This window comes from Flavonifractor sp. An82 (genome assembly GCF_002159265.1).
In the GTDB taxonomy this organism is placed as follows: domain Bacteria; phylum Bacillota; class Clostridia; order Oscillospirales; family Oscillospiraceae; genus Flavonifractor.
Window position 1 is genome coordinate 17,422 of the sequence record NZ_NFHG01000001.1, and the last position, 13,316, is coordinate 30,737.

Here is a 13,316-nt window from a genome sequence, read left to right on the forward strand (position 1 = left end):
GATTCATCCTCCATTATCCACAATGAGAATAGCCGCACTCTGGGCAGACATCACATCCGCCTTCAAACCGGAGTTGAGCTCCACATTCTGGACATTTCGAAGGACTATCATTGTGATTTGTTTTTGTGTTGTTTGCTTTTTTTGCGGCTGGATCACTGACAACCTCTGGTGCTTCTTCAGTGTCATCGCCGTAAAGATAAACTGCCTTTTTCTTCATTTCTTCAAGTGCTTTGCCAATTGCGGATGGGCAAGAAGTTCCAGGTGAAGTGTCACCTTTTGATTTTGTGCGAGCAAGATATGCATTACAAGGACGAATGCTATATGCTTGATCAATAATGGCTTCCAGCGGAACACCAGCACGCAAAGCAAGAGACATGAGCCGAGAAATAAACTGGAGATTCCGCTCACACCCTCCGCCAGATCCAATATCGATGTACGTCTCTAAAAATTCAAGAGAGGTTTCATCAAAATCGACATGCAGATAAAATTTACCGCACCCATTGATGATTGTCTTCTTGATTGACATCAAGTCATCATCAACACCAATGATCATACCTCTGTTAAGACAGTCGGTACATGTATCGTTCTTCTGTTCATTTTTCTTTGGTGCAGTGTCTCCGGTGGTGAGAATAGCCTCACGCTTACAACCAGAACGGAAGATAGTCAATCCCTTAGTACCTTGTTTCCATGCTTCAATATAGATACGGGCCATATCGTCCTCAGATGCGGCTTCAGGAAGATTGACAGTAGAACTGATGGCAGTATCGATATGCTTCTGGATAACAGCCTGAGTTTTGACACGGCGAATGGGGTCAATGTCGGCGGAAGACACAAACCATTCTGGAAGGACTCCATCACACTCAGGATGAGAGGAAAGATATTCTCTGGCAGCCTTGCAGTAGACGGTGTAATAATGGTCTTCATTGTCGGTAAGGCCAACAGTTCGTCTTGTATATGAGATGGCAAATTCAGGTTCAATTCCGCCTGACTCTCCGAGCATGGTTGCAATAGATCCGGTCGGTGCGATTGAGAGCAGGCTACAGTTACGAAGGCCTATCGATCTGAGATCACTAATAGCACCATTCCCAAAGTGATTTAAGATGATATTGCTGTTAAAAATCTGATCACGATACCCTGGGAATGTTCCAAGCTTTTTTGCCTCTTGTGAAGAAGAGCGAACGGCAGTAACAAACATATATGAGAACAGATCATCAGAAAAACGAATTGCATCATCGGAGCCGTATTGCAGTCCAAGCTTCATGAGCATAGTTGCATATCCCATAACTCCAAGCCCGCAATTTCTAAACTCTAACGCCATCTTTTTCTGTTGCGGAAGTGCATGTCTGTTTGCATTGAAGTCAACAATCTTATCGAGATATTGGATTCCAAGCATAACAGCCGCTTCAAAGGCATCAAAATCAAAACCAGCATCGTTTGTGTAGGGGTTAACAACAAACTCAGACAGGTTGATTGCGGCCAAATTGCATGCACCGTGTTTCGGAAGAGGTTGTTCCCCACAAGGGTTACACGATTCAATCTGATAATTGTCACAGAATTCCATCAGATTGTAATTTCTGAATTTATCAACAAAAAGACATCCAGGGTCTCCCCACTCATAGTTGTTATGGATAAACGCCTTAAATACTTCAATAGGAGTGACTTCCCATTCAATTTCATGTCCGCTATAGGACTCTTTTCTGGTGATGGTTTTTGTTTCTCCACGTTCATAGTATGCTTGTACGCACTCCATAAACTCATTGTCAATTTCCAAACTTAGGTTTGCTTTTTCAATTAAACCTTCTTCAGACTTAATAGTGATGAAATTCATAACTTCTTTGTGCCAAGCATCAAGGCTCATAAGGAGAGCGCCTTTACGAGAATTGGACACATAAATGCCATTGCAGAAAAATTTATGTTCATCGGCAACTTCGATATCGTATACATGACGAATCCCAATATATTCAATATTTGAAATTTCATCAAGAATCATTGGAGCATACGGCTTATCTTTTACTTGTAGGTATGTGTATAGACCAATATTTGTATTTTTGCTAATTTTAGCCAAATGTTTTGCATCATTTTTAGACAAGCCCGTGTTCTTCATTGTGTATGGAGTTACATATTTGCTGTTTTTAGCATAAGGAACATGGGTTTTAGCTACTTTATAGCTATAATACGTTAAAATGTCATCTCTAATGGAATCGGATACCCGATAAATTGGTCGCTTATTGTTTTCGTTTTCTCTATAGTTTACGCTTATAGTTGGGAATAATCCAACTCTCTTCATTAACAGAGAGATTTGTTCGGCGTATGCTTCACAAATAGTATCGCAACAGATGGAATTTCTACGCACACTACCATCGCTGTCTATTGCGCCGCCGACAAAAGAAAGAACACAATCATCGTCTCCGTTTAGAACCCAATCTGGAACTCTAATATAACTACAAGTGTCCTTTTTTACTTGTTTTTTAATCCACTTGCATACTGGCACTGTTAGAACAATCCTGATTGCATCTTCATCTTCTCTGTTGTTGTAATAGGCATTAAACCCCAAAGAGGATAGATATGAAATTAGTTTGTCGCCAACTTCTTTGTATTTTTTGTGCATGGTAATATTCCCAGTGTTGTCTTTCCTGATATAGCCATTTGCTAAAAAATGAGCAAAGAAATAGGCTTTTTCGTTAAGTTCTTTCTTTATATTGTTTGGTTGTGATGTGATTAAGCAAATTTTATCTCCAATATTCAAAGAAGACAACGGAGATACGTTAAATCCATCAACACAATATTTGTGGTCAATAGTGGTAGAAATAGTATATCCTTTTTTGGTTGTTACTTTATATGTTTCTTGTTCACCTTTATCCCATACAGTTAGCACGGGTTTATATCCTGCTTTTGTATAGACATTATCACCAACTTCGATATCTTTGATAGGCTTATATCCTTCAGATGTTAAAACAAGCTCATTTTCTTCAATACACCCACCTTGGGAAGTCCCTTGTGTAACCTCGTTATAAATCTTCATAAAAGGGACAATGCCATCTGATTCGTAATTATCACCAATGGGTGTTCCTTTAGGGCGCAACTTGCTTAAACTTAGACCTTGACCACCTTGAGACTTAAAGGTTTTCCCAATATCAACAGCAGCTTGCATAATATCATTATAGTCGTCTTCGATAAAACCACGGCTATAACAATTTGACATTCCGCATGAGTCATCATCAATGCCGACGTTGCTTAAAATGCGGCCTCCAGGAATAAGCATTTTAAGTTCAATGAGACGTCTATAAGCCGGATTCCCTAAACTGACTCTATCAAGCCACGCATCAAAGGTTTCTTCATTCTTCTGATACTTTTTGTGCCAAATGTCTTGCCCAAGCTTGTTATCTTTACCGAGCCATTCCTCAACAGTGTGTATATCGTTCAATACGCATTCTCCTTCTGTAGAAATATCAAATTGCCATGTAATCTAAAATTTGATCTCTACACCGCCAGATATTGTCGTTTCGAACGATAAAATCAGCCTTTTGTTTGGCCCTTCGAAAGCGGTATAAATCTCCAATAATACGCTTAATCACCGACCATTTTGAATCACCTCTTTTAATCATCCTTTTGAATCGTTCTATAATAGAAACTTTAATATAAACAATACGAACATCCTTATTCCCTTTATAGTTCTTTCGGAAATATTCAACTCCAGCCATATCAATTACATATAAATCATTTGATTCAACTTGGCTTGAAGTTGCCCAATAATAGTTACCATCGAAGAACGTAAATCCAACAATTGTGTCATCCGGATTGTCTAATTTCCATTCTTCATAGTTATCAATAAACGTATGACTGTCTTCCCCGGCATATCTAGGTTTTCGAGTTGTGTATGATGCGATCTGACTTTTACCGTAAGGCTTCATCATATCGCATACAGATGTCTTTCCGGAGCCTGAAGGGCCGACGATTAACAAAAATCGGCTCATTCTGTTCTCCTTTTGTATGTTATATATCGAAACGGAATCCCGTTTTCTTCTTGCAATGGAGACTCGTCAATCAATCTCCATTTTGAGTTTTGATCTAAGTTTGGAAACCATGTGTCCGCTTTATAAGATTTAGCCATTTTTGTGATAAAAGCAGTATCACAGTATGGTTCAAGCTGTTTATAGATCTCTCCTCCGCCAACCACAAATGCGTCATTTGGGGCTTTCGAAAGAATTTGTTCAATGCTGTGACATACAGTTACTCCACTCACAAACTCATTACGCCTAGTGAGTAGATAGTTGTCTCTGTTTGGAAGTGGCCGTCCGTGAGGGAAAGTGAGCATTGTCTTTGATCCAAAAATAATTGCATGACCGGAGGTTAATTCCTTAAAGCGTTTTAAATCAGAGGGGAGATAGGCAAGCTGATCTCCAGCATTGCCTATACCCCAATGAGAATCAACTAATGCAATTAAGTTCATGCTCACCTCATACAGCCACAGGGATGGCCTGCTCCAGCGGATGGAACTGATAGCCCTCCAGCTTGAAGCTGTCCTTGGTAAAGGCATAGAAATCGGTAATCGTGGGGTCCATCCACAGCTTGGGGGCCTCGTAGGGGGTGCGGGCGATGATCTCCTCCACCACCGGTACGTGGCGATCGTAGATGTGGGCGTCGGCGATGACGTGGACCAGCTCGCCGGCCTCCAGACCGGACACCTGGGCCATCATGTGGACCAGGGCGGCGTACTGCATCACGTTCCAGCCGTTGGCGGTGAGCATGTCCTGGCTCCGCTGGTTGAGGATGGCGTTGAGGGTGCGTCCGCTGACGTTGAAGGTCATAGAGTAAGCGCAGGGGTAGAGGGCCATCTCGTGGAGGTCGTGGTGGTTATAGAGATTGGTCATGATCCGGCGGGAGGCCGGGTTGTGCTTCAGGTCGTAGAGCACACGGTCAACTTGGTCGAATTCTCCTTCTGGATAGATGTGCTTTACTCCAAGTTGATATCCATATGACTTCAAAATAGAACCATTCTCGTCGGCCCAGGCGTCCCAGATGTGGCTGTTCAGGTCGTGGATGTTGTTGGACTTCTTCTGCCAGATCCACAACAGCTCGTCCACCGCGCTCTTGAAGGCCATCTTGCGGATGGTCTGGACGGGAAACTCCTCCCGCAGGTCATAGCGGTTGACGATACAGAATTTCTTTACGGTGTGGGCGGGGGTGCCGTCCTCCCACCGGGGGCGCACGTCCTGATTGGTGTCCCACACCCCGTGGGTCAGAATATCTTTGCAGTTCTCAATAAACAATTCGTCCGCGTAGCTCAATTATTTTTCCTCCTGTATTGACAGTTCGTCTTTTTTATAGTACCTGCAGAACGATGGCGCTTTGTCAAACATACTTGGGGAAATATTGTGACATTCACACTTATATTTATAGTTAGGGCCATTTTTCTGTTTGAGGTATTTGCACGAATCACAAGGATAAAATTTGTTTCTCGTTAATACTTTATAGAATGCATATGAAGCACACACCGCAGTAACAATTATTGCGACAACTGCGACAATCATTTTACCACCATCTTTCATCTTCGTTTCTGATTTTGAAAGCATCTCCATGATAAATAATATCTGGATAATTGCTTGACGATACTTTCATCGCGTACTTATCGATTTCATAAGCATGATATTCCACATTCATAAAGCCCATCTTTTGTAAACAATATCTTCCAGTTCCTATTCCGTCATACATAGAAAGAACAAGAAGTTGTTCGTTTTTGTGGATGTTTTTTAACCCAGTGCTCAAAAGATGAATTATAGCTTCTGCGGTCCATCCATTGCCAAGGCCTCGCAATCTTTGTGTTGTGCTTACTGATGCGGTATAGTTATCGGGCAGTGTTTGTAGGCGTTCTGCCTCGACCGGCAATAACTTTCTGATAATGTAGTCTCCATCTTGCAACCCAACAGAATGCCATTCTCCATCGACCAGTATTTTCCCGTTCCTAACCTGATAATAAGGGAATTGATCACGAGATGATCTTGGCGTTGCATATAGACCTGTTTTTGCACCGACTCCACCGCCCTCTCCGCATAGAGTTGTGGACTTTCCATCCGGGCTATAAACACGATATTGCTTGCTGTTGTGCTTTGCTTGATTTTTTGCATGGTTTTTGATTGTGCCTATTCTTATCGGTTCACACAACACGTTGTATGGCACTCCTTTTGCCGTGTTGGCTGTGATGCAGCTACTTTTACCGGACAGTACATCATGGTAATGGCCAAAATCAAAATGATTTCTTCCACCTTTTGTTTGGCGTACCATATAAGACATTTCTTTATGAGTCAAGATCGGCAAATCTAGTTCGTAAAGAGGTCCAATATCAGGATCTGATGTAACCAAAATATCCTTGAGCAAAATCCCCCTGTCTTCTGGCAGGGCATTCTCCCAGTTGCAAACATAAAATCGGTCTCTGCTTTGAGCAGAAACTAAACTGCTATTCATTCTAAAAAGTTTACATTGAAGCTCTTCTTGTATCTGTTGTTTGATGTCAGAAGATGCTGACCAATTATTTTCATATAAGAAGAAGTCTGGCTGGAATCTTTCTTTTGCGATTCGATAATTCAGAAATAATTCCCATCCAGCTCCGGATGCGGACGTTTCCCTTCCTTTCGTTTTCGAGATAGACCAGTATGTGCATGGACTTCCTCCAAGCAGGATTTTGACCATTCAGTTACTCCTTAGTAACAAAAATAATGGTCTCCAATCTGTTCATAGACTTCTCGAAATGGATAAGTAGCAAAGAAATAGACGTCGCTAGGCAACGCTGGTTCATTTTCTTGAAATACAGATTCGATTACTTGGTACTGCATATCCGTCGGAGGATATTTGTGCAGCACAGAAGCAGTTGAGAACTGCCCTTTCTGGTATACTACTTCTTTTATAGTGTTTGGGAACTTTGGAGACATAACGCGGTTTAAAACCACCTCAGCAACCGCCTTTTGACCAACAAAAGACTGGTTCCCAGCTTCAGCGCGAATAACGCAACCTAAAATATAGATATCTTCATCCGATGCCGTTTGAGCAATGTCGTTATAATAAGGGATGATCCCGGTTTCCACTTCTACAACATGCTCTTCGATAATAACAGTTGGCTCAGGTGTGATCGTGGTTGGTGTCGGCTGGTTAACCCAGCCGATCACCATGCCACACAAAAGAGCGCAAGCGGTTAGACATCCTGTTTTTGCAATAAACGGCATAGATACCTCCTTTCTTATATGGGTTTGCGTGTCACAATTTATATCGATACGGAAATTAAAAATGGCATATCGCCACTATTATTGTACCGCACATTTTGTGTTTATTAAACGTAAAGCCGTTTCAAGTTTGTCCAGAAGCATATTGATAAAACAGCTCCCTCAAAGCAATGATGTTTTTTGGGCCAGGCAAATCTTTCCCAATGGTTTTATACCATCCATAAAAAAGATTCTCTTCTTTTGAGATCAAAGAAGAGGTGTATTTGTAATAACCAAATTGGTTCACCGTGTCAACCACATTCCGCATGTGTTTCCACATATTATAGTAATGTAGTTTTAGCTTAACCATAAACCCATCAAAGTCTTCAAGCACAAATCCCTCGATGTAAGATCCTCTATACATATAGTCTGCCGCTGTCACTTCACTATACCAATCGCAGAATGACGGCCAGTCTGTGATAATATATGCGAGGTGCTTGCATTCAAACTTCAGCATATTTGATACATAATCAACATCAAAGTATGGGTGCTTTTTAAATGTTGGATCATTTTCAACAATATCAAGCAAAACAAGTTTTTTGCTCTCATATCTGATAATATGAGGATCATTCTCAGGATCAATACACTCAAATACCAGAGTTACATTATTGTTTTTGAGATATTCTTTAACTGCGTCAACATCCTGAACTTGTTGATAAAAAATCTCTCGTAAATTGTTTGCATATGGTCCAGTTGGGGTAGACTTGCTTGTGATGAATAAATCACCTGTTTTATGGTCGTAAGATACGAGCCCCAAGAACCCATTTTCCTTGACGTATGCCATAACAGGGAATCTCAATACGTTCTTCAGCACGCCGAACTTGGTCTCTGATCTTTCGTTGATATTGAAAAATTTCTCGTATGCTCTTGCGACAACTTTATTGCTCTCAGTATCAATGAATAACCCACGAGCCTTTATGGTTTGCTCATCCCAAGCCCTATCATAGAATGCTTTCGGCGTAAAGTTAAATGAAGAGATATGGTCGAATCTTTTTTCCTGAATGTACTTGTTTTGTCTCATCGACTCTACAAGTGAAGTAACATCAACGGCATCAACATTGTTCTTCTTTTTGATGTTTAGGTCTCTGAATACAGTGTTGCGGGTTTCGATTGTATGAAACCCAGATTCATCAAGCGTAACTACCCGCAAAGATCCACCGAACTCGACAGAATCTTCGAGGTCAAAACATCTCTTGGATAAATGCGTAGGCAACGATTTGGTGTTTCTGTGGCCAAAGACTTGATATACATTATCTGGCATTACTTCATCGAATGTTTTTGCAACAATCTCATAGTCATCGTACTGGCCAGTTCCTTTGATCATCTCTTCTGTTGGAACGAGAGATAGATTTTCCGGAATTAAACTCAGGCCACCATGCGTCGCTAAAACAATCTTGTCATGAAAGCGATAATAAGCACATTGTGCAAATTTTCTGTATAAGATGCGAGCATCTTTTTCAGAAATTCCAGCATCAATTAACTCTTGCTTGGTTCTCTTTTCGAACTCTTGTGATTTTGCTGGCTTCCCTTTCCCGTAGCAGTAGATCCATCTCTCATGGTTTCCTTCCAAGAGAAGAACATTCGGCATTTCGAGTATGGAACAGAGAAATTTGACAACCTCTCCATTCTCCAGTCCTCGGTCAATATAGTCACCCGTGAAGATGTAAAACTCATCCGCATGAATTTCTCCCCCTAAATAGTTGTTTAAAACCGTATAGCAGCCATGAATATCACCAATGTGGTGAATCTTCTTATATTGAGATAAGTCCATCGGCTTATACCAGATTGACTGCAGCTGATCAGGGGCAATAACCTTGATGCCGGATGGTATCTTCTGGGTGGCAAATCTGGAATAAATCCTCTCGATCACATCGTCTGGGACTTGCTTATACTGTGGACGCATAGCATTCTGTTTCTTGCATACATCGATTGGAATGTTGGTCATATCAACAAGTACAATTCTGTACCGATACTCGCTGGCAAGCGTTTTGTACCGATTCATTTCTGATGTTTTTGAGTTTGTAGCATCGATAACGGTAAGCTCTCCTCGTTGCATCCGTGCTTCCAGTAACTGGAAAAGGATTTCCCAGACAGTTTTATCGTTACTTTGGCTGATGCCATAAGATCCATCTACTCCTAAGATAGGGCTTTGACACATCAGTCTAAGATCGTCTGCGGAAAGAGAATAGGGCTTTAAGCCATTATTCTCAATCCACGTAGTCTTGCCGCATCCAGGAGCACCGCGCAGTAAAATTAAAACTCTCATAGATACCTCATTACATAAAACAAATAGCTGTAATCGGAGCGGCTTGATCATATTGTGCTAGATCATCTTTATCATACAGAGACTCATATCCTTCAACTTCCCAAATAAAACTGTTTGGGTCTGGATATTGTTCAGTGATTGGGGTTCTTGTTACAATCATTTTTGAAGCTTCACCAAGATAATCTGCATAATCCGCTCTCACATATACCAGAGCATTGTCCGGGATATTAGAAGATAATATATTTTTTAAATCTCTGGCGCTAAACATTGTTACTTGTATACCTCTCATATCTTAACTGATGGTGTTTGTCGTTGAATCCGACTGGCAGGAAGAAACATCGACGCTAAGATTATCGCCCCAGTTATCAGCAATGGTTCCAGTATTCCGATAACCCCTTACGCTGCACGAAAGAGTTCCATAAAGTGCTTCAGTTCCGATGCTAGTTTTGCTGTAGTTGGCTGCCATTTTGGCATCGATTCCAAGAGACACAGCCTCTGATACAGAATCAATGTCTGCACCAATGAACATAAACTCCCAACTATACTTAGTCCGCTGGTGTTCAATCATCTCTTTAATTTGCGATTTAGTAAAGCGATGGCTTGCATTTTCATATCCATCGGTAGTAATAATAAAGATGATTTTACCGGGTCGCTGATCTTCAGGGGTATCAGAGAGGCGCTTTCCAACCTCGTTCATGGTGTCGCCAATTGCATCCAGCAACGCTGTACATCCTCCGGGGTTATAATCTGCTCCAGTCATCTGCTTAATTTCTCGCAGATCAACAGCCTCATACACATATGAGTGAGTATTGGCAAACTTCACGAGAGTAATGTTTGCATCACCTTCGTTGTTTTTTTGATCTTCAATAAACGAATTGAATCCTCCAATAGTGTCATTTTTCATAGAAAACATAGAGCCGCTTTCATCAACAAGAAAAATGATTTCAGTTAAGTTAGTATTCATATTTTTACCTTTCTTTTTTATTGACTTAAAAATATGGTTATGATATGATTGCAAAAAGGAGGTGCTTAAAATGGCACGGCAAGTGAGAAGTGTCGAAGAGCGTGTGGCTGCTCTCGACGAAAAGATCAACAAGAAAAAGGCTGAGATTGCAATTCTCGAAGAGAAGAAGCATCGCCTTCTTCATCCTGTATCTGCGAAATCAATTATTGATCAGGCTAAGCAGGCAGGAATGTCCCTTGAGGATATTGCAGAAAAGCTTGGTGTCGAGCTCTGATCTTTGTGGCCGCCCTTTATGGGCGGCTATTTTTTACTTTTTTAAACATTGGTACAATGGAATCTTCTAGCGGCCATCTGTGAGTCGAAATTGAACTTTGCGCAAATTCTTTCCTTACTGTATCGATGTACATGGTAAATTGCCCGTCATCGCCCATATAAAACTCATCCCCATTTTTGCAGATGTTGCGCTCTTTTAGGTCTAGTTGCTTAATGGCAAGGTTACATTGAGTTTCAACCCAACAAGTCTTCCCGTCAGTAAAATAGATCACATCGTCTTCGGTCTTTACAACCTCGTAGCTCGCATCCGGGAACCGCGTCTTAACAAGGCTCCACGCGGAAGACCAAGGGAGATAAGACATACCATTTTTCTTCTTGAGATATGGAGTGATGTCAATCTCAGACAATACAGTAAACGTACTCACTTTTGTAATTCCTCCAATTTGTTTTTAATGGTAACCGCAACTTCAACTGTTTTAATGGAATTCGGGTTTCGATTCCCTCCATTATTTTCAGAGACGATACGATACACATCGTCTCGCGACACCCCAGATTCGATCAGCTTCTTGCAGATATCTACAATACATGCAATAGCCAATTCAAGGTTGCGATCCTTTTCTGGCTCGCTTGTTGACTGGTTATCATCCTCAGGCTCGTAGTAGTGGTCGCCAAAGTCAAAAATAAGATACTTCCGGCTTGCGAGGTAATCGGCCTGATGAACAAATTTTTGCGCCGGAGTCTTTGGAATCGGCAAAATTGCCTTCTTGGATCTGTAGTCGGTGTTCCACTGACCCATATGTGATTCAATGCAACCACACAAAAAGTCGATTTGATCCTCTGGAAGTAATCGAGATAGCTCAGACTGCTTAATCCATGCTGCACATACAGAAGGATGTTCAGCAACAGTAAAACTTCCTGGCGTAGCATCAAGGCCATGCTTCCAGCCATCATGCAACATCAGAGCGACAAGCATCAAATCTTGCTGATCAGATGAATATGCTCGCTTGTACATATCAAGGCCAAGCAATTCATGAGCAATTTTTACGGCCGCTTTTGTGTGCCTGACGAGTCCTCCTGCGCCTAAAGCATAGCTCGGATGATACTTTCCTGTGGACGATGCCGCAACAGTAAAGAAGTAGTCCGGCAACATACTGACAGCTTTCATGGCAAACTGCTGGATGAGGGGGTTGCGAATCCAACTAATCTCTTCTTCAAATACGTTTTTGTTAATTATTGTCACCTCTTGCTTTTCTATTTTGGGTATAAAAAAACAGAACAAATGCGGCGGAAAGTTTCAGATTGTCTTTCATAAAAACAACTTAATACCAATACAAAAAGATGTTCAACAAGTCGTATATAAACGCCCCATAAGTTCTGGAATTTTATATTCAGTTGTGAAGTTATGCTTTTCGATATCACGCTCGTTTCAATATGTAATGGCGGGCAGAGAGGGATTCGAACCCTCGGACCGTTTCCGGCCTACGGTTTTCAAGACCGTTGCCTTCGACCGCTCGGCCATCTGCCCATATAGTGGCTTGCTGACTACCAGCCTTGTGGGAACCCTTCGGCCAATCATAACAACGCCAAACCATACATCAAGGATTTCATAAAGCTTTAGGACTTAACGCTTATTTCTTAAACTTTAGGATCAATTAAGCGTTGTTCTTTAACCGGCCAACGGCAGGCCAGATAAGCTTTGTTCTTTAAGCGTTGAGCTTTACAGCCATTGTTTATATAATTTTGCATTATACAGTCATCTGACTTTTTTGCACCCAAGCAAAAAGAATGATATCTTCTTTTATTAGTAACATTTTTGTAGATATCAGAAACAAAAACGTGTTATGGTTCAAGGGTTTCGGTAGGCAGCAAGCACATCAATTACATCACTTCATAAGAGAACTCAATCTCAGTGATCGCGTTAGACACAGACAGAGCCGCATCGACATCCGTCATAAAGGTAGACGTCTTCTCCTCCAGATCGTCGATCTTCTCACGAATCTTCAGAGGATCGATGAGATCGTAGGTGTTGTTCTCAATGTAGGTCTTCTTTGCCGCTTCAGCTTCCTCTCCGATGTTCTTGGCATCCTTGGAGCCATACATACCGAGGGCATACTCAGTCGCCTTGCGTTCGAGTTCATCACCATTACGGCGATCAATCTCGTTGGAAGCACTACGGAACTGGTGGCGCATCACATCCATCAGGTTGCGCTGATTGTCGATGCCATGGTTCTTCATTTCGATGGCTTCAGCGACGGTATAGTCGATACCGCCGATAGTAACGATGGTACGAGCATTGGAAAGCACCACAGCCTTCTTCAGGGCGTTACGGCGGTTAATCAGAGTGATGACACTCTTATACGCAGAGCGAGCTGCATCTTCGTAAGCCGCGATCGTATCGCCCTTAATCTTCTTGTTGGAATGCTTATTGGCACAGCAGAAATCTGCCTTCATGATCTGAGCCTCGATGCGAGAATCGATGGTCTTCAGTTCTGCCAAAGCGCGGTGAACAGTCATTTTCTCGGTGTTCATAATCATTCTCCTTTAACTTTAAATTTTAAAA

General features: G+C 41.7%; 13 protein-coding genes and 1 tRNA gene. 1 reads left to right on the top strand and 13 read right to left on the bottom strand.

The window, feature by feature from the left end; translation table 11 throughout:
* Positions 1 to 13: 13 nt before the first annotated feature.
* From B5G34_RS00095 to B5G34_RS00130, 9 genes are all read right to left on the bottom strand, one after another.
* Positions 14 to 3,424 (bottom strand): LAGLIDADG family homing endonuclease, encoded by a 3,411-nt coding sequence (locus B5G34_RS00095; RefSeq protein ID WP_087333394.1) that lies wholly within the window; start codon positions 3,422 to 3,424, stop codon positions 14 to 16.
* A gap of 25 nt (positions 3,425 to 3,449) precedes the next feature.
* Complete coding sequence (locus tag B5G34_RS00100) at positions 3,450 to 3,974, bottom strand: hypothetical protein (protein ID WP_087333396.1); 525 nt, start codon at positions 3,972 to 3,974, stop codon at positions 3,450 to 3,452.
* Positions 3,971 to 4,450, bottom strand: a complete 480-nt coding sequence (locus B5G34_RS00105; protein WP_087333398.1) for a dihydrofolate reductase — start codon at positions 4,448 to 4,450, stop codon at positions 3,971 to 3,973. The genes B5G34_RS00100 and B5G34_RS00105 overlap by 4 nt, the downstream gene beginning before the upstream one ends.
* A gap of 7 nt (positions 4,451 to 4,457) precedes the next feature.
* Complete coding sequence (gene thyA / locus B5G34_RS00110) at positions 4,458 to 5,288, bottom strand: thymidylate synthase (protein WP_087333400.1); 831 nt, start codon at positions 5,286 to 5,288, stop codon at positions 4,458 to 4,460.
* Positions 5,289 to 5,532: 244 nt separating this feature from the next.
* The gene (locus tag B5G34_RS00115; RefSeq protein WP_087333402.1) at positions 5,533 to 6,687 is read right to left on the bottom strand and encodes a DNA cytosine methyltransferase; all 1,155 of its coding nucleotides are present in this window, start codon (positions 6,685 to 6,687) and stop codon (positions 5,533 to 5,535) included.
* An 11-nt stretch (positions 6,688 to 6,698) separates the two neighbouring features.
* On the bottom strand, positions 6,699 to 7,217 hold the full coding sequence (locus B5G34_RS00120; protein ID WP_087333404.1) for a cell wall hydrolase: 519 nt from the start codon (positions 7,215 to 7,217) through the stop codon (positions 6,699 to 6,701).
* A gap of 121 nt (positions 7,218 to 7,338) precedes the next feature.
* Positions 7,339 to 9,519 (bottom strand): RNA ligase, encoded by a 2,181-nt coding sequence (locus tag B5G34_RS00125; protein WP_162609377.1) that lies wholly within the window; start codon positions 9,517 to 9,519, stop codon positions 7,339 to 7,341.
* Between the two features lie 10 nt (positions 9,520 to 9,529).
* Complete coding sequence (locus B5G34_RS18175) at positions 9,530 to 9,787, bottom strand: hypothetical protein (RefSeq protein ID WP_162609378.1); 258 nt, start codon at positions 9,785 to 9,787, stop codon at positions 9,530 to 9,532.
* A gap of 24 nt (positions 9,788 to 9,811) precedes the next feature.
* Positions 9,812 to 10,483 (bottom strand): vWA domain-containing protein, encoded by a 672-nt coding sequence (locus tag B5G34_RS00130; protein ID WP_087333408.1) that lies wholly within the window; start codon positions 10,481 to 10,483, stop codon positions 9,812 to 9,814.
* 70 nt (positions 10,484 to 10,553) lie between these two features.
* Here B5G34_RS00130 and B5G34_RS00135 point away from each other — a divergent pair, with 70 nt between their 5' ends.
* Complete coding sequence (locus tag B5G34_RS00135; RefSeq protein ID WP_087333410.1) at positions 10,554 to 10,757, top strand: hypothetical protein; 204 nt, start codon at positions 10,554 to 10,556, stop codon at positions 10,755 to 10,757.
* A gap of 16 nt (positions 10,758 to 10,773) precedes the next feature.
* Here the strand turns inward: B5G34_RS00135 and B5G34_RS00140 are convergent, their stop codons facing one another.
* The 4 genes from B5G34_RS00140 to B5G34_RS00155 form a co-directional block, all read right to left on the bottom strand.
* Complete coding sequence (locus B5G34_RS00140; protein WP_162609379.1) at positions 10,774 to 11,181, bottom strand: DUF1071 domain-containing protein; 408 nt, start codon at positions 11,179 to 11,181, stop codon at positions 10,774 to 10,776.
* Positions 11,178 to 11,996 (bottom strand): hypothetical protein, encoded by an 819-nt coding sequence (locus tag B5G34_RS00145; RefSeq protein WP_087333415.1) that lies wholly within the window; start codon positions 11,994 to 11,996, stop codon positions 11,178 to 11,180. The genes B5G34_RS00140 and B5G34_RS00145 overlap by 4 nt, the downstream gene beginning before the upstream one ends.
* Before the next feature lie 197 nt (positions 11,997 to 12,193).
* Positions 12,194 to 12,281: transfer RNA gene (locus tag B5G34_RS00150), tRNA-Ser, on the bottom strand.
* A gap of 353 nt (positions 12,282 to 12,634) precedes the next feature.
* Positions 12,635 to 13,285 (bottom strand): hypothetical protein, encoded by a 651-nt coding sequence (locus B5G34_RS00155; protein ID WP_087333417.1) that lies wholly within the window; start codon positions 13,283 to 13,285, stop codon positions 12,635 to 12,637.
* Between the last annotated feature and the right edge of the window lie 31 nt (positions 13,286 to 13,316).

Coding starts and splice junctions, on each gene's coding strand:
- B5G34_RS00130 (WP_087333408.1), bottom strand. CDS start 10,483: ATGAATACTAACTTAACTGAAATCATTTTTCTTGTTGATGAAAGCGGC.
- B5G34_RS00135 (WP_087333410.1), top strand. CDS start 10,554: ATGGCACGGCAAGTGAGAAGTGTCGAAGAGCGTGTGGCTGCTCTCGAC.
- B5G34_RS00120 (WP_087333404.1), bottom strand. CDS start 7,217: ATGCCGTTTATTGCAAAAACAGGATGTCTAACCGCTTGCGCTCTTTTG.
- B5G34_RS18175 (WP_162609378.1), bottom strand. CDS start 9,787: ATGTTTAGCGCCAGAGATTTAAAAAATATATTATCTTCTAATATCCCG.
- B5G34_RS00155 (WP_087333417.1), bottom strand. CDS start 13,285: ATGAACACCGAGAAAATGACTGTTCACCGCGCTTTGGCAGAACTGAAG.
- B5G34_RS00105 (WP_087333398.1), bottom strand. CDS start 4,450: ATGAACTTAATTGCATTAGTTGATTCTCATTGGGGTATAGGCAATGCT.
- B5G34_RS00115 (WP_087333402.1), bottom strand. CDS start 6,687: ATGGTCAAAATCCTGCTTGGAGGAAGTCCATGCACATACTGGTCTATC.
- B5G34_RS00100 (WP_087333396.1), bottom strand. CDS start 3,974: ATGAGCCGATTTTTGTTAATCGTCGGCCCTTCAGGCTCCGGAAAGACA.
- B5G34_RS00125 (WP_162609377.1), bottom strand. CDS start 9,519: ATGAGAGTTTTAATTTTACTGCGCGGTGCTCCTGGATGCGGCAAGACT.